Below are 17,863 nucleotides of genomic sequence, written 5' to 3' on the forward strand. Positions count from 1 at the left end.
CGCTGGCAGACCTGCCGGTCAGAACTTCGGCGGCCGCCTTTCGCGGAACGCGGCCAGGCCGATCTGCAGTTCCTTCGATTGCGCGGCGGCAATCCCGGCCATGCAGTCTAAGACCCGCTCCGCTTCCTCCGCCTCGGCGGCATTTACCAGCATCTTCGTCAGTTCGGTCGCCAAGGGGGGGCGCGCGCATACCTTCTGCGCAAGCTCCATCGCCCGCCGAAGCCCCTGGCCGGTCTCGACCACTTCGTCGACGATGCCGAGTTCGCGCGCGTCCTTTGCGGTCAGGATCTCGCCGAAGATCGCCATGCGCCGCACGGCCTGGGCGCCGAAGCGGCGCGTCGCACGCTGCGTGCCCGACCATCCGGGAATGATGCCCAGGCCTGCTTCCGGCTGTCCGATCTTGGAATGGGCCTCCGCAATGCGATAATCCGCGCAAGCGGCGAGTTCCAGGCCGCCGCCCAGCGCGTGGCCGTTCAGCACTGCGATCGAGGGCTGGCGCAAGCGGGCCAGTGCATCAAAGGCGGCGTGTCCCTCGCGAACCCAGAACCGGCCAAAATCCTCGGGCGCTTCCCGGCTCCATGCCTCGATATCACCCCCTGCCGAGAACGCTTTCGAACCCGCTCCCGTCAGGATGGCGACTCGGATGGTCGCGTCACGCTCGATGAGGCCGCACAAGCGTTGCAGCTCCGCCACCATTGCGCCATCGAAGGCGTTGAGCTTGCCCTCGCGCTCGATGACGATGCTGGCGACCGGTCCCTCGATCTGCAGTCGCAGGCCATCCTCGCTCATTACTCGGCCGCCTCTCTCGTGACCGCCTGCCGGCTGCGACGGTCAGGTTCGAACAGATCGGCCTGCATCAGCGCAACGGGCTCGGCGACGGCGAGCGCAAACGCGGCCTGGTCAAGGATGTCGCGCTTGAGGTCGACGCCCGGTGCGATCTCCGTGACGGTGATCCGGCCCTCGATCAGCTTCATCACGCAGCGCTCGGTGACGTAGGTCACGTCCTGGTTCTGCAGCGTGGCGCGCTTGCCCGAGAACGAGACCTGATCGACTTGCGGCACGAGCTTGGTGACCTTGCCTTCCTTGTCGATCCTCAGCTTGCCATCGATCACCGACAGCTTCGCGCCGGCGTTGAAGTAGCCCGAGAACACGATCTTCCTGGCGCGGGCCGTGATGTCGACGAAACCTCCGGCACCAGCCGTCACATGCGGCCGTACCGCCAGCTTGGAGACGTTGACGGACCCATCCTCGCCGATCTGGAGGAATGACAGCAGGGATGCATCGAAGCCACCCGCCTGGAAATAGGCGAACTGATGTGGGGAAGCCACGAACGCCTCGGCGTTCGAGGAACAGCCGAACTTGAAGTCGAGCAATGGGATGCCGCCGACGGCGCCCTGCTCGATCACCCAGGTGACCTCGCCATGCCGGCCTTCTTCCAAAAGAATGCGCGGCACATTTGCCGAAATGCCGAAACCGATATTCACGGCCCAGCCGCTCTCGAGCTCCATGGCCACGCGACGGGCCATCACCTTGGCAGCGTCGAAGGCGGGCGTCGTGAAGGTGTCGAGGGGGCGGAACAGCTCGCCCGATATGGCCGGGTCATAGGCCGTCGCCGTCGTCTGGAGCTGGTCCGGGGCTTCGACGATCATATCGACGAGGATACCGGGCACCCGCACATCATGAGGACGAAGCGTGCCCGACTGGGCGACCCGCTTCACTTGAGCAATGACGATGCCACCCGAGTTGTGCGCGGCCAACGCCAGTTCCATGGCACCGAGATAGGCTCCCTCATGCTCGAATGTCAGGTTGCCGCGCTCATCCGACGTCGAAGCTCGGATGATGGCGACATCCGGCGCGATCGAAGGGAAATACAGCCATTCGTCGCCATCGAACTGAACCTTGCGCACGATCGGCCGCGAGCGAGCGCGATCATTCATGGCGCAGCCGTCGAGCGCGGGATCGACGAAAGTATCGAGGCCGACCTTGGTGAGAACGCCCGGACGTTTGCCCGCCGCTTCCCTGAGTATGTCGAACAGGATGCCGCTGGGCACGTTGTAGGCGCTGATCTTGTTCTCTCCGAGCATCTTCCAGATCAGCGGCGGCTCGGCCGATGATGGTCCCGACGGATAGGATCCGCCGATGATGGTGTCGATGAGACCATCCTGCGCCAGATGGTCGACTCCCTTGGTTCCGAACATGTCGCCGGCGGCAATGGGGTGAATCATGGTGAGCTGGCGAGGATGGCCCTCTTCACGGAACCGCTCACCCAGCGCCTGCAGGACCAGGTCGGGGCAGCAAAGCCCGCTGGAGGAATTGACGGCAACGACCGCCTTGTCGCCGATACGCTGAACCGCCTCGAGCGCGCTCCTGATCTTGGACATCGTCTCCTCGCGAGCATTCTTATAAGTAACTATATGGTTAGTACCTTATGTCGGAAGCGCCTTCAACCCCTTTTGTCGGCTGCATGGCCGTTCTCCGCTGCAAGGCGCCTTGCCGGCTTCCGCCGCAAGATATATAAGTAACCAGATAGTGCGATAATAAAGGAAACGACGAGGATGAGCATCTATTTCACGCGCACGTTCCAGCGCTCTTTCGGCACGTTCCCCCTGCGCGGCGACGTGTGCCGGGAGACAATCGGGACGGCGCTCGCCACAGGATATCGAGCCTTCGACACCGCCCAGATGTATGAGAACGAATCCGAGGTTGGCGAAAGCCTGGCGGACGGCGGCGTGCCGCGAGACGAGCTTTGCATCACCACCAAGGTCAGCGTCCACAATTTCGCTGACGAGCACTTCCTGTCGTCCGTCGAGCAGAGCCTCAAGGACCTGCGGACCGATTTCGTGGACGTCCTGCTGGTCCATTGGGCCCCGGCCGACGGCAATATAGGGCCTTCCCTCAGGCAGTTGCAGAAGGCGCAGGAACTGGGTCTGGCCCGCCATATCGGCGTTTCGAACTACACGGCGCGCATGATGAGGGAGGCGAAGGCGATCGTCGACGTGCCGCTCGTCACGAACCAGGTGGAGTTCCACCCGCTGCTCAACCAGGACATTCTGCTGGCCGCCGCCGACGAGACTGGCATCCCGCTTTCGTCCTATTGCTCGGTCGCACGCGGGAAGGTCTTCGAACAGCCGCTTTTCGCGGAGATAGGCCGGTCCTATGACAAGACGGCGGGACAGATCGTCCTGCGGTGGATTCTCCAGAAGGGTGTGCCGCTGAACACCATGTCGACAAAGCCGGAGAACATTCGGTCGAACTTCGATGTCATGGATTTCACTCTTTCCAGCATCGACATGGCTCGGATCGAGGCCCAGACGCACAGGAACCTGCGTATCGTCGGGCGCGATCTCATACCCTGGGCCCCGGAGTGGGACTGACGAGCCGCACCGGGCCGCTTGGACTCCTTGGCCTGCCGGCGGCGTCGGCGGCAGGCCCCGTGCTTCAAATCCTCCGCGCTTGCCAAAAAAAAACGGCCCAGAGGGCCGCAGGGTGTCCGGGAGGACGTCTCTACATGTTCCCGCGAATGAGGTCAGTCGCCTTTTCGCCGATCATGATTGCCGCGGCATTCGTGTTCGAGCCGATAAGGCTCGGGAATGTCGAACTGTCGCAGATGCGAATTCGTTCGAGGCCGCGCACCCGCAGGTGCGGATCGACCACGGCCATCGCGTCGATGCCCATCTTGCAGGTGCCGCTCGGATGGTACGAGGTCCTGCCGTAGCGGCGCGCATAGTCCGCAAACTGGGCGTTGGTCTTCACATCGTCCCCGGGCAGGTGCAGGCGCTTGATGAACTTCTGCAGGGAGGGCCTGGCGAAGATCTCCCTGCTGATGCGCACCCCCTCGGCGGAAACACGGACGTCGTCCGGCTCGGCCAGGAAGTTGGGATCGATGATCGGATTGACGGCAGGGTCCGATGAAGCCAGCCTGACCGTTCCGCGGCTTTTCGGACGAAGCGTATAGGAGTTCAGTGTAATGCCGGACCCGGACGGAACCGTCGGGACGCCCGCTTCGGCGCCGGCACCGGCAAGGAAGTGGAATTGCAGGTCCGGTATCGCGGCATCGGCATCGCCATACCAGAAGGCGCCGCCCTCGACGACGTTGGACGTCACCGGCCCGGACTTGAAGAGCAGGTACTGGATCCCCGCCCATATCATCCAATGGAGCTTGTTGTATTTGTCGAGGCTCGTCGGTCCCTTCAGTTCAGCGACGATATCGACGCCGAAATGATCATTGAGGTTCTCGCCCACACCAGGCAGATCCTCGACCACTTCGATCCCGAGCTTCCTGAGGTGGTCGGCAGGCCCGACACCCGACAGCATCATGATCTTCGGCGATCCGATCGCCCCCGATGTGATGAGGACCTCGCTCTCGGCTCTTGCCGTGACAGGCTCGCCGTTCCTGATGAACTCGACGCCGGTGGCGCGCCCATTCCCGAAGATGATGCGCCGGACGAGGCAACCGGTCTCGACGGTGAGATTGGATCGGGTTGCCGCCGGCCGGAGGTAGCCGACGGCGGCCGAGCAGCGCCGCCCGTTCCTGATGGTCGTCTGATACAGGCCCGCTCCTTCCTGGACCCTGCCGTTGAAGTCCGGGTTGTAGGGCATGCCGAACTCCTGGCAGGCTTGCACGAAGGCCCGTGACATCGGCTGCGGGTCGGGCAGGTTCGAGACGCCCAGCGGGCCGTCCGCGCCGTGCATCTCGCCTGAGAGAATGGTGTTGCCCTCGGATCGGATGAAATAGGGCAGCACCTCCTTGAAGGACCAGCCGGCCGCACCTTCCTCACCCGCCCAGCGATCGAAATCCGCAGCGTGACCGCGGGTATAGATCTCCGCATTGATCGAGGAGCCACCGCCTATGACCTTGGCCTGGGCATAAGGAATCTCCCGGTCGTAGGCGTGGCGTTGGGGAGCCGTCTTGAGTCCCCATGTCAGGGGCCCCGCCGTCATCTTCGCGAAGCCGACTGGCATATGGATATACGGGTTGCTGTCCCGACCGCCGGCCTCCAGCAGCAGCACCCGCACGGCAGGATTTTCGCTGAGGCGCGCGGCGAGCACGCAGCCCGCCGATCCGCCACCCACGATCACATAGTCGTAGCCATATTCCTTCATCAGCGCACCCAAGGCTCGCGCTTTCCAATCTCGATATGGACGGACTTGATCTGGGTATATTCCTCGATCCCATAGGAGCCGGCCTCGCGCCCCCAGCCCGACTGCTTGAATCCTCCGAGCGGAAGTTCCGGGCCGCCGGCCAGGGTCGTATTGACCCAGAACCGGCCGGCGCGAACACGCCGTGTCACGTTCAGGGCCTTGTCGATATTCTTGGTCCATACGCTCGCCGCCAATCCGTACACGGTGTCGTTGGCCATGGCGATGGCCTCGGCCTCGCTGTCGAAGGGCATGACGGAAAGCACCGGGCCGAAGATCTCGTCACGGGAGATTGCCATCAAGCCGGTGACATCGCCGAACAGGGTCGGTGCGATATACTGGCCGCGACCGAAATCGAGCGCTCCGCCCCCGCAGACGAGGCGCGCACCCTCCTCCTTGCCCTTGGCGATATAGCCGAGGATGGTCGCGTTCTGCGCTGTCGTCGTGATGGCGCCGACCTGTGTCGCAGGGTCGAGCGGATCGCCGACCTTGACCCGTGCCAGCTTGGCGGCGACGAGTTGTTCGAACTCTGCTGCCACCGAGCGTTCGACGATCAGGCGGCTGCCGCTCACGCAGCACTGGCCGGTGTTGAAGCCGATGCCGAACGCAACGCCGTCGGCGGCATCCTCGAGGTCCGCATCCGCGAAGACGATCTGCGGGTTCTTGCCGCCCAGTTCCAGGCCGAGCTTCTTGAAGTTGCCGCCGGCAGCCTCGACGCAGCGGCGGCCGACCGAGGTCGACCCGGTGAAGGACACCATGTCGATGTCCAGGTGCTCGGTCATTGCCTGGCCGATGACGCTGCCCGAGCCGGTGACGACATTGTAGCAGCCATCGGGAAGCCCTGCTTCCGAGAGGATCTCGCCCAGGATGAGGGTCGTGGCCGAGGTCACCTCGGAAGGCTTCGCGACGATCGTGCAACCTGCCGCGAGAATGTAGGGAACCCTTTCACAAAGGATCAGGAATGGGAAGTTCCACGGTGTGATGAGGCCGACCACACCGATCGGTTCCCGCGTGACCAGTCCGAACATGCCGTCGCCGAGGTTGTTGAAGGCATCGCCATGGACAGTCCTCGCCAGGCCGGCGGCATATTCGAACATGCCGGCGCAGCCATCCACTTCAGCCCGTGCCTGGCTGATGGGCTTGCCGTTCTCCAGTGTTTCCCAATAGGCCAGTTCCGCGGCGCGGCTGCGCAGGATCTGAGCCGCGCGCAGGAGCACGTTGGCGCGCTCGACGGCCGGGATCCTCGACCAGCGCCCGTCCTCGAAAGCGCGCCGCGCTGCCTTCACGGCCAGGTCGAGGTCCTCCCTGGTGCATTTCGGAGTACGCGTCACGGGCACGTCGTGTCCTGGGCTGCGGCGCTCGAAATAGGCGCGATCTCCCGCCTCCACGCTCCTTCCGTCGACGAAAAAGCCAAAGGTCCTGGGGCTGGCGGGAAGCGACTGTATGCCGACGACCTGGTCCATATCTCGAATCCTCTTGTCCATGAACAATTGCATTGGTGCGCCCGGGGGCGCGTTATTCCATTGCCTCGGAGTGGTCGCCCGAGGCCGTCACGCCGTCGTATCGATCTGTGTTTTCAGAACAGCCGGCCGGTCCTGGATCGTCTCGAATGCCGATTGAATCTGGCTCAGGGGAACCACCGAGCCAATGAACGGCTCGATCTGAAAGCGTCCGTGGTTCAGCAGCGTCAGGGCGTCGTGCATGTCCTCGCCAATTCCGGCGACGGAACCCTTGACCGAGTTCTCGCGCAGGACCGTTTCGAGCAGGGGCAGCGGCACGCTGTCGCCAGGCCCCGTGATGCCGAAGGCGGCAACATGGCCACCGGGACGAATGAGCCTGAAGGCCTCGGCGTACAGCGCGAGCGCACCGACGCTTTCGATCACCATGTCCGCCCCGCGCCCGCCCGTTTTCTCCTCAACCAGTGCGCGGGCCTCCTTGGGATCGGTGATGACGAGATCCGCGCCGGCGCGCTCGGCAAGTTCCGCGCGGGCCTGCGACAGTTCCACGGCGATGATCGGGGCGGCTCCGACCAGGCGCATCATCTGAATGTGGAGATTCCCGATCGGGCCTGCGCCCAGCACGACAACCGACATGCCGAAGCCTATGCCGGATTTGCGCGCGGCCCGCACGACGCAAGCGACGGGTTCCGTCAGCGCCAGCAGTTCCGGCTTCGCCTCTTCGGGTGCGGGAATGACCAGCCGGCCCGGAACCGCGACGAACTCGGCAAATCCGCCATCGCGGTGAATGCCTATCTGGCTGACCGCCTCGCAATTGAGGACCTCCCCGCGACGGCAGAAGTAACAGTGCCCGCAGCCGATATTCACGTCTGCGACGACACGCTGCCCGACCCGCAGGCCCTGGACCCTGTCCCCCACGCGACTCACCCTGCCGGTGAACTCATGTCCCGGGATGAAGGGCAGTGTGTCGGCGGCGTAGTGGCCCTTGAAGATATGAATGTCGGTCCCGCAGATGCCGCAGCGGTCGACCTTGATGAGGACGTCATCCGGTCCGACCTGGGGAGTGGGAACGTCCCGGACTTCGAATCGTCCCGGGCGGGTGAGCACCGCGGCTCGCATCATTTCCATGTCGTTCTCCCCTCGCCTACTTCACGATCCGCATCTTCGAGCGGTCGATGGTCAGGGCGATCGCAACGATGAGCACGATGCCGAAGAAGATCTGCTGACCGGTGGCGGGGATGTTGAGATAAAGCATGCTCGCCCGCACGACGGCCACGATCATCGCGCCGATGAGCGTGTTCACCACGCCGCCAACGCCGCCCGTGAGCGGCGTGCCGCCGACCAGCACCGCGACGATCGCCGGCAGCAGAAAGCCCTCGGCCAGGGTCGGAGAGCCGCCCGACAGCTTGACCGAGAACATGAGGCCCGCGATCGCGGCGAACAGACCCGAAAGGGCAAAGGCCAGGATCTTGTAGCGCTCGACGCGGATGCCCGATGCGACGGCCGCAAGCTCGCCTGCACCCACGGCCTTCAGCGTGCGTCCGGCGGTCGTCCTGCTTTGGATGAACCAGGCGATCGCGAGCAGCGCCAGGGAAACGATCAACTCGTGAGGAATTCCGGCGGTCCTGCCGAACATCCATCCGAAGGACTGGTCCCTCGCTGCCACATCCATGTGCAAAGCGCGCTGGCCCGAGGCGAACTGGCCGACGGAAAGGGCAAGTCCGCCCACCGCCAGGGTGGCGATGAAGGAGGGTACCTTGAGCCTTGTCGTCACCAGGCCCGAGACGGCGCCGAACAGCAAGCCCACCAGTGCGATCCACAGAGCGGTAAAGACGCCGAAATAAGGCAGCGACAGGGTGGCGAGCACGGTCGTCATGTTTGCGACTGACTGTGCCGAGAGATCGATGCCGCCGATATAGATCGCAAGCGTCATGCCGAGCGCCATGATGAACAGGGGCGCGATGTCGGCCGCAAGCTCCATCAGGTTCTGCGGCCGAAGGAAGGTGTGGTCCATCGCCCCGACGAGCAGGATCAGCGCGAGAAGCGTGATCCATGGGAAATGGCGCTTTAGCTGGTGGAGGCTCATCACACTGGCGCTCACGTCATGTGATGAAGCAGATCGTAGAGGGAGGGCTTTGCGCCTGGCTGACAGTTGAACCATTTTTGGATCTCGCCATCCTTGACAACGGCTATGGTGTGACTGAGGCCGATGGCCTCTTCGAGCGTGTCGGCGATGAGCACGATGCCCACGCCATCAGCCGACATCTCGCGGATCATTTCGTAGACGTCCTCCTTGGCGCCGATATCGAGGCCGCGCGTGGGGTGGTCGAGGAGGATGATGTTCGAGCCGCCGCTGCGCCATTTGGCGAGCACGACCTTCTGCTGGTTGCCGCCCGAGAGGTTGCCGCAGTCGGCATTCTCCGAGGAGGCCTTGATCGACAGGCGCCGGATCCAGTCGCGAGCCAGCTTTCGTTCGGCGCCGATGTCCAGGACACCGGCCTTGGCGTAGTTGTCGAGTTGGGAGAGCGTCATGTTCTCGAAGACGTTCATGCCCCCGACGATACCCTCTATCTTGCGCTCCCGCGGGACATAACCGATGCCGCGAGCGACGCCCTGCGAGGGACCGAAGTCGTGCACCTGCGTTCCGTGGACCGCCAGCGCCCCTGATTGCATCCTCTCAAGGCCGAAGATCGTGCGCAGGATCGCCTCGCTGCCGGACCCTTCGACACCGACGAGCGCCAATACCTCACCGGCATGCAGCTTGAGCGAGATGTCGCGGTAGTGGCCGGGCAGGCTGATCTGGTCCGCCTGCAGGAGCAGCTTCTGGACATCGTAGGGGCGCTGCTTTTCTTCCCGGTAGTATTCCTGGTTGATGTCGCGGCCGACCATGCGCTGCTGGATCGTCTCGGCCTTTGCCTCGGCACCCTTCACGACATCGACGACGGCACCGTCCTTCAGGACATAGATGCGGTCCGAAAGCTCGATGACTTCGTCGAGGCGATGCGACACGAAGATGAAGGACGCCCGCTTGCGCAGATCTCGCACGAGGCTGAACAGGAGCCCGATCTCTTCCTTCGAAAGAACCGATGTCGGCTCGTCGAGAAGGATCACGAGATTGCCGTGCACGCGTTCCTCAAGCGTCAGCACCTTGGCCAATTCGACGAGCTGGCGCTGGGCGAAGGACAGTTTGGAGGTGACGGTCCGCGGGTCGATCTGCAGCTTGACCTTCTTCAGCTGCTCTCCCGCCGCCTTCGCCATGCGCTTCCAGTTGACCTTGCCGAAGCGGGCAAACTGCTTTTCGAACCCGAGGAAGATGTTCTCCATCACCGTCAGGTTGGATATGAGGGACTGCTCCTGGAAAACCATGCCCACGCCGCGGTCCATGGCCTCGCGCGGATTCTGGAAACGGACGGCCTTGCCGTCGACCAGCACCTCGCCGCCGTCGTGCTGGACGGCGCCGTAGATCACCTTCATCAGCGTCGACTTGCCGGCGCCGTTCTCGCCCACGAGCCCGATGATCTCGCCGCGGTCGATGTGGAAATTGATGTCCTTCAGCGCGTGGACGCCAGGGAAGCGTTTTTCTACGTTTCGAAGCTCGAACATGGCGCGCCTATTTCACAAAGGCCAGCGATCGGCGATCGGTGGACAGATAGACTGCGGTGATGACCAGGAGGCCGAGGACGCCGTCCTGGACGTAGCTCGGCAGGCCGATCACCACCATGCCGTTGCCGATCACGTTGACGATCAGCACCCCGACCAGAGTGTTCCAGACGCCGCCTGATCCACCCCAGAGCGCCGTCCCACCGACGACGACCGACGTGATCGAGACGAACATGAAGTTGCGGCCGGTCACGGTCTCGGCGATTCCGATCTGGGCCACGGCGAGGATGGCTCCGAGCGCGTAGAAGACGCCGGCGATCATGAAGCAGATGACCCGCACCTTCGAGACATTGAGCCCGGAGGCGTGGGCGAGGTCCTCGCCGCCGCCAACAGCATAGAAATTTCGCCCGATGGTGGTCTGCGTCTGGATGAACCAGCCGGCGACCACCGCGGCGAGCGCCACATAGGACATCAGCGGAAAGCCACCGAGCCGGTAGGTGAGCAGCGAGCGAAAGACGGCATCCTCGACCAGGATCCGGTCGCCACCGGTGATCAGCAGCGACAGGCCGATTCCGACGAATCCCATGGAAAGGCTGGCCATGAACGAGGGAATCTTCAGGCGGACATGGACCATGCCCGTGATGGCGCCGAAGATCGCGCCAACCGCCATGGCGCCCGGGATCGCAAGCCATCCCCAGCCGGCCAGGGTGCCGCCCAGCGCGCCGAACAACGTGGCAAAAAGTACGGCGCAGACTGCGACGGAGCCTTCCATCGACAGGTCGATCGAACCCATCAGGATGACGAAGGTCACTCCCACCGCGACCATCAGGGCCGGCGTCGACGAAATCGCGATCCGGGCGAAATTGCGCACCGAAAGGAAGTTGGGATTGACGATCGAGAAGAACAACACGAGAGCCAGGAGCACCAGCACCGGCGCCCATTTCTGAACATTGTCCTTGGTCAGCAAGCTATCCATGTCGCGCTCTTGCGTCGGAAGGAATGGGACGCGGACGCACGCCCTCCCGCGTGCAGGAGGGTGTGCGGCCGGTGCGGAAGGAAGAGATCAGGACTTGTACTGGATCTGCCCCTTGCTCGGGCCCCAGAAGTCCTTCCAGTCATATTTCGGATTGTTGTCGAGATATTTCGCCTTGAACTCGAGGGCGTCCTTGGGCGTGACCAGGATCGTCGGCCCGTAGAATTCCCGGTGCTCCTTGGGTTCGCTCGAAGGCTTGAAGGCACCCGTCGCCGCGTAATAGGCGAGCGCTGCGGTAATGCCGCCGCCCCAATAGGGGTTCGTGAAGACGGTCGCAAGGATCTGGCCCTTGGCGACGAGTTCCACGGCCTGCTGGTTTCCGTCATAGGAGACGACGGGCATTCCCTCGATACCCTCGGCGCGCAGCGCCTCGAGCACGCCATATGCAATCGTATCGTTGGCGCAGTGCACGCCCTTGATCTCGTCGCCATAGCGCGTGATGAAGCCGGCCATGATCTGATTGGCCTTCTGTGTGTCCCAGTCCGCTGGTTGTGCGTCGAGCAGTTGAACGTCGGGATAGTCCTTGAGGGCCTTCTTGAGGCCGTTGAGGCGCTCGATGGCGGGATTGTTGGAGGCGATCCCGCCCAGATGGACGACGCCGCCCTTCTTGCCCATGGCATCCATGAGGATGCGGGCGGTCTGCTCGGCCGGCCCCTCGTCCGACCAGGTCATGTGGGAGACGTAGTTGTCGCCGAAATCCCAGGGATGCAGGTCGTCCGTCTTGTTCCAGATCGTCGAGACATAGGCGCCCGCAGCCGCGACCGCCTCCACCACCGGGCGGCAGTTCGGCGCATCGTTCGCATCGATCGCCAGCGCGACCTTGCTGCCGTCCTTGCCGAGAAGGGCCTTGACGTCGGCCAGCGACTTTTCGCTGGACCCCTCATTGATGAGGTTGATCAGCGCGGTCTTGGGAAGCCCCAAGCCCTCGACGAACGCTTCGCCGCCGGAGACGATATAGTTCCAATAGGGGTTCGTCCTGTCCCGGTAGCTCCAGGCGATCGTCGGGTTGGGCGTCGTCGCCCGTGCGGCGCCCGGACCGAACAGGCCGAGCGTCGCCAGTCCCCCCAGGCCATAGGCGGAGGCCAGGAGCAGATTGCGGCGATTGATCGTCTCCTGCTCGATGAAATTCTTGATGAACGACATGTCTTCCTCCCTGCGGGCTTCGCGCATTACGCCCTGCCTTGGGCGCTGTCGGGCGCTGTCGCGCTCTCGATATTGCACTATCTAGTTACTTCCTTATCGGTGACGTGTCAACGCCACTGCAGGCGCTGAACCGGGCGCAAGTCATTGCAACATGGGAGCGTGGGAAAGTGCACCCGACACTGGTGCTGCGTTAAAGTAACCAGTAAGTTACCAAAATTCCTGATCGAATCCGGTCAACGACGCGGCAAAATGCAACTGGAAAGAGATGTGGCGCCTCGCTTACGATGGCGGATGGCACCGCGCCAGGCGACGCTCAATGAGGTAACAATGCTCACCAAGCCCCCGACGAAACCTCGGATCAGAGACGCCGAAGCCACGCAGGCGAGAATTTTGGCTGCGGCCAAGAAGGAATTTTCGAAGAGCGGGCTTGGCGGCGCCAGGGTCGACATCATCGCGGAGCGCGCAAAAGCCAACAAGCGCATGATCTACCATTACTTCAAAAGTAAGGAAGACCTGTTTCAGCGCGTCCTCGAGGAGGCCTACACCGATATTCGAACGGCCGAGCAGAAGCTCGACCTGGAACAGTTGCCGCCCAAGGAAGCGCTTGAGCGCCTGGTGCGGTTTACCTGGACATACTACCTCAAGAACCCGGAATTTCTGACGCTCGTCAACAGCGCCAATCTTCACAAGGCAAAGCACATAAAGAAATCCGAGGTCGTGCGCCGGATGAGCATGCGCTTTGTCGACATGGTCGGACACTTGCTCGACCGGGGCGTCGCGTCCGGCGATTTTCGGTCGGGAATCGACCCTGTGCAATTGAATATAACCATAGCGGCGATCGGGTATTACTATTTCACGAACCGCTATACGGGATCAATTGTGTTCCAGCGCGATCTGATGACACCGGCGGCGCTGGAGGAACGTATCCGTTTCAACGTCGATACCATCCTGCGGCTCGTCAGTGCCTGACGGGCTGGCTCGTCGCAAGGCGAAAGCAGTCGAAACGGCCCGAGGGTGAGACGGATATCGGCTTGCAAGAGTGCGCCTTGGCAGTGTAAGTCTGACCTTGCGGAATGTTGCCATTGTTGCATTTTGCGTGGTTTCGATACGAATGGCTATTCGGAAAGATTGTGATGCTCGATTTGTCTCGTCGCGTTTTTGTTCTCGGCGCCCCTCTTCTACTCGCCAGCTGCGCTTCTTCGCGTCTTTCCATGGGATCGCTGTTCGACCGGTCGGGCGATAGTGGCTACAACTACCGCGAGATCTATGCTGGCGGAATCGATAGTGGCCATACTTTTCCGGCCGTCGACCTGCGTGCGATCGACCCCAGGTTCCTGCGCCGCGAAGTGGCCGATCCCACCGGCGAAGCGCCGGGCAGCATCGTCGTCGATCCCGACAATCATTTTCTCTACCACGTCCACGATGGCGGGATAGCGACCCGCTATGGCGTCGGTGTCGGCCGCCAGGGCTTCGCCTGGCATGGCAAGGCGACCATCAAGCGCAAGGCCGAGTGGCCGTACTGGACACCGCCGTCCCAGATGGTCAAGCGAGACCCGCTGGCAGCCCAATACGCGGGCGGCATGGAGGGGGGTGTCGAGAATCCCTTGGGTGCGCGCGCCATGTATCTCTACCAGGGCGATCGCGATACGCTCTATCGCCTGCACGGCACGAACGATCCGTCTTCGATCGGCAAGTCGATGTCGAGCGGCTGCATACGCCTGCTGAACCAGGATATCATGGCTCTCTATCACAACACGCCGGTCGGGGTTCGCGTGGTGGTGCGGCCTTCCCAGGGGGCTGAAGCGGCAACGATGTAACGATCGGACCCGCTCTTTTGCCGCTGGGGCAGTAAGACGAAGCTCCGGGCGGGTACCGCTGGCTTGATGGCTGAAACAGGCTTGCGCGCTGGCCCTGCCACGATCTTTTCCGATCCGCGCCACCGTGCTCACGCAATCGTAACAATTTGCCTCCATGGTGATCTCATTCGCAAATGCGGATGCGGCCCGGAAGAGGTCTTGTATCGCGTACTTCCGGGCCGCCGAACTGCCACTCCGGCGGTGTGCTCGGACGTGATGCCCCGCAAGCCGCTAATTGCTCGGCAATGAAACCAGAAGCTTTACCCTCTTCCTTGTTCAGCCTCGTTCGTTGCTCGCCAACGAGACGGGTACTCTGGATCGATTGTCATGACAGGATCATGCGGATGAGCCCGCGCTGTCATGATTTGGATTGACCCATCCAAAATCTCAGGCGGGCCGGAGGCGTTGGACGACGTCTTTTCCTGTCTGGCCGCGACAGGGTCTGACGTCTCGACGCCCCGGACACTGGGAGGGGACGCCCGCTGTGCCAAGGGGCGCGCGCATGTCCTTCTCGTGCGTGATGGCTGGGCGATCAACATCAAGCGAACACGCAGGCGCAACAAGACCCTGAAGCGGCGCGTGAAGGCCAAGCTCAGGGAAGACTGATCGGAGGCAACGCGATGCAACCAGACCTGGGCGATGGACTTCGTGCACGATCGATTGGCGGCGGGGATGTCGTGGCCACGCTCGAGCGAGTATGCCGCGAGCACGGCTATCCGCAGTCGATCCGGGTGGGCCAAGGGGCCGAATTTATCCCCTGCGACCTCGATTTGTGGGCCTGCCAAAAGGAGGTCTTGCTCGATTTTTTATGGCCGGAAAATCCGCCAGCCGGGCGGTCCAAATTCGGGGAGCACCTCAGTAGGCCCTGGCCTTCACCGCATGACGTTCGCTACAGATTGTCGAAGCGCCCCTCGATCCCGCTTCGGCTCGCCGTGCGCATGAGATGCAATCTCATATAGTAGCCCGCGCCCTCGGGATCGTGTTGCTCAAATGCCTTGAGCACGTTCACATGCTCGTCGACGGGCTCCCACAGCCGGTTGCGCGCCTGCAGTGGAAGCCTGTGCGCCTCCAGGATGATGTCCTCGGTCGTGGTGTAGATCTCCGAGAACAGCTTGTTGCCGGCGAATGCAATGATCTTGGTATGAAATTCCGCGTCGATACGGGCGCTCGACTCGAGGTCCGCGGCTCGTATCGCAGACTTCATTTCCTCGATGTTCGCCCATAGATCGGCGATCTGCTCCCTGGTGACGAGCGTGGCAGCGAGCCGTGCCGTGAATGTTTCGATCAGAAGCCGGAACTGGAACACGTCCACTTCCGAAAAGCGGTTCTTGAAGCGCCACCGCGGCGGCGCTTCCCGGTCGCTGCGCGGCTCGCAAACCACGGCCCGCCGGCCGGGCTGCGTCTCGATGAAGCCGAGGGTCTCCAGAACGCTCAGCGCTTCACGCAAAGACGGCCGGCTTACGTTGAGCGCAGCGGAAAGCTCGCGCTGCGACGGCAGCTTGTCGCCGGGCGCAAGTGTGCCCGATGCGATCATCTCCTGTATGCGGCGGACCGCGTCATGCGAAACCGGGAATCGCGGAGAGACGTCGCTGCTGCCCGTCCAATGATCGCCGGGACCAGCTGAAGGGCCGGCCTGTCCATTCACATTGTCGTCTGGCCTCAACCAAATTCTCCTGGATCACGGATCCGCTTAGGCTGAAAGAGCATAAGGCGAGAGCCGCCGCTTGAGAAACTGGCCATCGCCCTTCTCCCCAGTGATCTTGCCTTCCTCGGCGACGACCTTGCCGCGAAGCAGCGTCATGACGGGCCAGCCAGTCACCCGCAGCCCTTCATAGGGCGTATAGTCGGAGCCGTGGTGCAGGAGCGACTGGCTGATGGTCTCGCGCCGATTGGGATCCCACAGAACGATATCGGCATCGAAACCGGGGCCGATCGACCCTTTCTCGGGGTACAGTCCATACATCTTGGCGTGATTGGTCGAGGTCAGCGCCACGAAATCATTGACGGTGATGCGTCCTTCCGCAACGCCCTTGGAATAGAGGATCGGAAGGCGTGTTTCTACGCCTGGAATTCCGTTCGGGACCCAGCGGAAGGAAGTGCGGGCCTTGGGATTGAGCTTGCCCTCCTCGCCCGCGTAGTAGAAGGGGCAGTGATCGGATGAAAAGGTCTGGAAGACGCCCGTCTTGAGCCCGCTCCAGATCGCCTCCCAGCTCGCGTGGTCGCGCGGCGGCGGCGAACAGACATATTTGCCGCCGCTCTCGTCCATATTCAGCCCTTTCAGGTCGTCGGCCGTGAGCGCGATATATTGCGGGCACGTCTCGGCATAGACCTTGAGGCCACGGTTCTGCGCCCAGCGTATCTGTTCCATCGGCTCTCGCCCGGAGACATGAACCACCATCATCGGCACGTCGAGAAGCTCGGCGTGGCTGATGGCGCGATGCGTCGCCTCGCGTTCGACGCTCTCCGGCCGGGAAACCGCGTGATAATAGGGCGCCTTGCTGCCAGCCGCCTCAAGCCGCTCGGTCATGAAACGGATGGCATCATATCCCTCGCAATGGACCATGACGAGGGCCTTGCAATGGCGTGCGCAGTCGAACACCTCGAGCAGTTGCCGGTCGTTGAGCACGAGGTCGTCATAGGTCATGAAGACCTTGAACGAGGTATAGCCGTCCTCGACCAGTGCCGGCAGTTCCTGGGACAGGACCGACGGCGTCGGATCGCTGATGATGAGATGGAAGCCATAGTCGCAATAGGACTGGCCGTCCGCCTCCTTGTGATAGTCCATGACGGAGGAGCGCAGCGACGCACCGCGCGGCTGGAGGGCGAAGGGCAGCACCGTCGTATTGCCGCCCGCGATCGCCGACCGGGTGCCCGTCTCGAAGCCGTCCGCCATGGCAGGTCCACCGAAGGCGGGCTGGGCGAGGTGCACATGGCTGTCGATGCCGCCGGGCATCACCAGGAGGCCGCTGGCATCGATCACCTTCGCACCGCCGTCGAGCCGGTCCGCCACGGTGACGATCTTGCCGCCGCGGATGCCGACGTCGGCCCGCACCGTGTCGGCCGCGGTGACCACGGTTCCACCTCGTATCACGACATCGAATTCGCTCATTTGAGTTCCCTCCTATTGGATCTGGTCCGCCGCAATCGTCCAAGGCAGGATGGGCCACGTCTCGCAATCGTCCGCCGACCCGTCCTGCCAGGATTGAACCAGGAACTGGGTCTGCCGCCCCAAGGCGAAGATTGGATGGTGCCAGAGTCCTGGTCGATAGATCACGCCTTGGCGGGCCGAGAACCGAAAAGCGGTCAAGGTGCCGAGTTCCGGCGCGCCGTCCTGCGCATTCCCGCAGACGATCACCAGATGACCTTCGCCGCCCAGCGGCATGATCATCTGGGCGGAGTTGGGATGTCTTTCCAGCATGCTGATCGGCTTGAGCAGATCGCGGCCCTCGGCATCGTAGATCGAGGTGACCAGACGAAAGCCGCCGCGCGCATCGGCAGCCGCGAAGGCGTCGATGTCATGGCGCAGTGCCGTGCCGTCATTCACGCTGATCGCAGGGCCTCCCATCTCGACCACCGTCCCAAAAGGCCGGAACGAGGCGGCATCGGCCGACTTCAGGGGCAATCTCTGCGCGTCC

The 17,863-nt window shown here is 62.9% G+C and carries 15 protein-coding genes and 1 pseudogene; 4 read left to right on the forward strand and 12 right to left on the reverse strand.

Annotated features, from left to right (window positions below):
* Positions 1–18: 18 nt before the first annotated feature.
* Together AC6H34_RS31950 and AC6H34_RS31955 are read right to left on the reverse strand one after the other, a co-directional pair.
* Complete coding sequence (locus AC6H34_RS31950; RefSeq protein ID WP_497541696.1) at positions 19–789, reverse strand: enoyl-CoA hydratase/isomerase family protein; 771 nt, start codon at positions 787–789, stop codon at positions 19–21.
* Positions 789–2,381, reverse strand: a complete 1,593-nt coding sequence (locus tag AC6H34_RS31955) for an acyl CoA:acetate/3-ketoacid CoA transferase (RefSeq protein ID WP_497541697.1) — start codon at positions 2,379–2,381, stop codon at positions 789–791. The genes AC6H34_RS31950 and AC6H34_RS31955 overlap by 1 nt, the downstream gene beginning before the upstream one ends.
* 174 nt (positions 2,382–2,555) lie before the next feature.
* Here AC6H34_RS31955 and AC6H34_RS31960 point away from each other — a divergent pair, with 174 nt between their 5' ends.
* Positions 2,556–3,374, forward strand: coding sequence for an aldo/keto reductase (locus AC6H34_RS31960; protein WP_497541698.1), 819 nt, complete (start codon positions 2,556–2,558; stop codon positions 3,372–3,374).
* A gap of 130 nt (positions 3,375–3,504) precedes the next feature.
* Here AC6H34_RS31960 and AC6H34_RS31965 read toward each other — a convergent pair whose 3' ends face one another.
* The 7 genes from AC6H34_RS31965 to AC6H34_RS31995 all read right to left on the reverse strand — a co-directional run bounded on the left by AC6H34_RS31965 (position 3,505) and on the right by AC6H34_RS31995 (position 12,372).
* Entirely contained in the window at positions 3,505–5,103 is a 1,599-nt protein-coding gene (locus tag AC6H34_RS31965) for a GMC family oxidoreductase (protein ID WP_497541886.1), read from the reverse strand.
* Positions 5,103–6,602 carry an aldehyde dehydrogenase family protein gene (locus AC6H34_RS31970; RefSeq protein WP_497541699.1) on the reverse strand — a complete coding sequence of 500 codons (1,500 nt, stop codon included), beginning with the start codon at positions 6,600–6,602 and terminating at the stop codon, positions 5,103–5,105. The genes AC6H34_RS31965 and AC6H34_RS31970 overlap by 1 nt, the downstream gene beginning before the upstream one ends.
* 87 nt (positions 6,603–6,689) lie before the next feature.
* Entirely contained in the window at positions 6,690–7,724 is a 1,035-nt protein-coding gene (locus tag AC6H34_RS31975; protein WP_497541700.1) for a zinc-dependent alcohol dehydrogenase, read from the reverse strand.
* Positions 7,725–7,740: 16 nt separating this feature from the next.
* Positions 7,741–8,682 carry an ABC transporter permease gene (locus AC6H34_RS31980; RefSeq protein ID WP_497541701.1) on the reverse strand — a complete coding sequence of 314 codons (942 nt, stop codon included), beginning with the start codon at positions 8,680–8,682 and terminating at the stop codon, positions 7,741–7,743.
* An 11-nt stretch (positions 8,683–8,693) separates the two neighbouring features.
* Positions 8,694–10,199 carry a sugar ABC transporter ATP-binding protein gene (locus AC6H34_RS31985; protein WP_497541702.1) on the reverse strand — a complete coding sequence of 502 codons (1,506 nt, stop codon included), beginning with the start codon at positions 10,197–10,199 and terminating at the stop codon, positions 8,694–8,696.
* A 7-nt stretch (positions 10,200–10,206) separates the two neighbouring features.
* Positions 10,207–11,172: an ABC transporter permease gene (locus AC6H34_RS31990; RefSeq protein WP_497541703.1), complete on the reverse strand. Its 966-nt coding sequence runs from the start codon at positions 11,170–11,172 to the stop codon at positions 10,207–10,209.
* An 87-nt stretch (positions 11,173–11,259) separates the two neighbouring features.
* Positions 11,260–12,372 (reverse strand): sugar ABC transporter substrate-binding protein, encoded by a 1,113-nt coding sequence (locus AC6H34_RS31995; protein WP_497541704.1) that lies wholly within the window; start codon positions 12,370–12,372, stop codon positions 11,260–11,262.
* A 327-nt stretch (positions 12,373–12,699) separates the two neighbouring features.
* On the opposite strand from AC6H34_RS31995, the gene AC6H34_RS32000 reads away from it, so the two are divergent.
* From AC6H34_RS32000 to AC6H34_RS32010, 3 genes and pseudogenes are all read left to right on the forward strand, one after another.
* Positions 12,700–13,341 (forward strand): TetR/AcrR family transcriptional regulator, encoded by a 642-nt coding sequence (locus AC6H34_RS32000; RefSeq protein ID WP_497541705.1) that lies wholly within the window; start codon positions 12,700–12,702, stop codon positions 13,339–13,341.
* Positions 13,342–13,505: 164 nt separating this feature from the next.
* A complete protein-coding gene (locus AC6H34_RS32005; protein WP_497541706.1) occupies positions 13,506–14,189 on the forward strand; it encodes a L,D-transpeptidase in 684 nt (227 codons plus the stop codon).
* Positions 14,190–14,723: 534 nt separating this feature from the next.
* Positions 14,724–14,899: pseudogene (locus AC6H34_RS32010) on the forward strand (IS3 family transposase); the annotation flags it as partial.
* A 218-nt stretch (positions 14,900–15,117) separates the two neighbouring features.
* Here AC6H34_RS32010 and AC6H34_RS32015 read toward each other — a convergent pair.
* Genes AC6H34_RS32015 through AC6H34_RS32025 form a run of 3 tightly spaced genes read right to left on the reverse strand, consistent with a single transcriptional unit; the run spans position 15,118 to position 17,850 of the window.
* On the reverse strand, positions 15,118–15,891 hold the full coding sequence (locus AC6H34_RS32015) for a FadR/GntR family transcriptional regulator (RefSeq protein ID WP_497541707.1): 774 nt from the start codon (positions 15,889–15,891) through the stop codon (positions 15,118–15,120).
* A gap of 27 nt (positions 15,892–15,918) precedes the next feature.
* Positions 15,919–17,337 (reverse strand): dihydropyrimidinase, encoded by a 1,419-nt coding sequence (gene hydA, locus AC6H34_RS32020; protein WP_497541708.1) that lies wholly within the window; start codon positions 17,335–17,337, stop codon positions 15,919–15,921.
* A gap of 12 nt (positions 17,338–17,349) precedes the next feature.
* Entirely contained in the window at positions 17,350–17,850 is a 501-nt protein-coding gene (locus AC6H34_RS32025) for an ureidoglycolate lyase (protein ID WP_497541709.1), read from the reverse strand.
* Positions 17,851–17,863: the final 13 nt, after the last annotated feature.

The sequence above is a fragment of the Labrys sp. ALF-8 genome (assembly GCF_059699065.1).

What these genes read in the sequence shown, in the direction of transcription:
- AC6H34_RS32005 (WP_497541706.1), top strand. Translation starts at nt 13,506, where the DNA reads ATGCTCGATTTGTCTCGTCGCGTTTTTGTTCTCGGCGCCCCTCTTCTA.
- AC6H34_RS31955 (WP_497541697.1), bottom strand. Translation starts at nt 2,381, where the DNA reads ATGTCCAAGATCAGGAGCGCGCTCGAGGCGGTTCAGCGTATCGGCGAC.
- AC6H34_RS31950 (WP_497541696.1), bottom strand. Translation starts at nt 789, where the DNA reads ATGAGCGAGGATGGCCTGCGACTGCAGATCGAGGGACCGGTCGCCAGC.
- AC6H34_RS31960 (WP_497541698.1), top strand. Translation starts at nt 2,556, where the DNA reads ATGAGCATCTATTTCACGCGCACGTTCCAGCGCTCTTTCGGCACGTTC.
- AC6H34_RS31985 (WP_497541702.1), bottom strand. Translation starts at nt 10,199, where the DNA reads ATGTTCGAGCTTCGAAACGTAGAAAAACGCTTCCCTGGCGTCCACGCG.
- AC6H34_RS31990 (WP_497541703.1), bottom strand. Translation starts at nt 11,172, where the DNA reads ATGGATAGCTTGCTGACCAAGGACAATGTTCAGAAATGGGCGCCGGTG.
- AC6H34_RS31975 (WP_497541700.1), bottom strand. Translation starts at nt 7,724, where the DNA reads ATGGAAATGATGCGAGCCGCGGTGCTCACCCGCCCGGGACGATTCGAA.
- AC6H34_RS31970 (WP_497541699.1), bottom strand. Translation starts at nt 6,602, where the DNA reads ATGGACCAGGTCGTCGGCATACAGTCGCTTCCCGCCAGCCCCAGGACC.
- AC6H34_RS31980 (WP_497541701.1), bottom strand. Translation starts at nt 8,682, where the DNA reads ATGAGCCTCCACCAGCTAAAGCGCCATTTCCCATGGATCACGCTTCTC.
- AC6H34_RS32000 (WP_497541705.1), top strand. Translation starts at nt 12,700, where the DNA reads ATGCTCACCAAGCCCCCGACGAAACCTCGGATCAGAGACGCCGAAGCC.
- AC6H34_RS31995 (WP_497541704.1), bottom strand. Translation starts at nt 12,372, where the DNA reads ATGTCGTTCATCAAGAATTTCATCGAGCAGGAGACGATCAATCGCCGC.
- hydA (WP_497541708.1), bottom strand. Translation starts at nt 17,337, where the DNA reads ATGAGCGAATTCGATGTCGTGATACGAGGTGGAACCGTGGTCACCGCG.
- AC6H34_RS31965 (WP_497541886.1), bottom strand. Translation starts at nt 5,103, where the DNA reads ATGAAGGAATATGGCTACGACTATGTGATCGTGGGTGGCGGATCGGCG.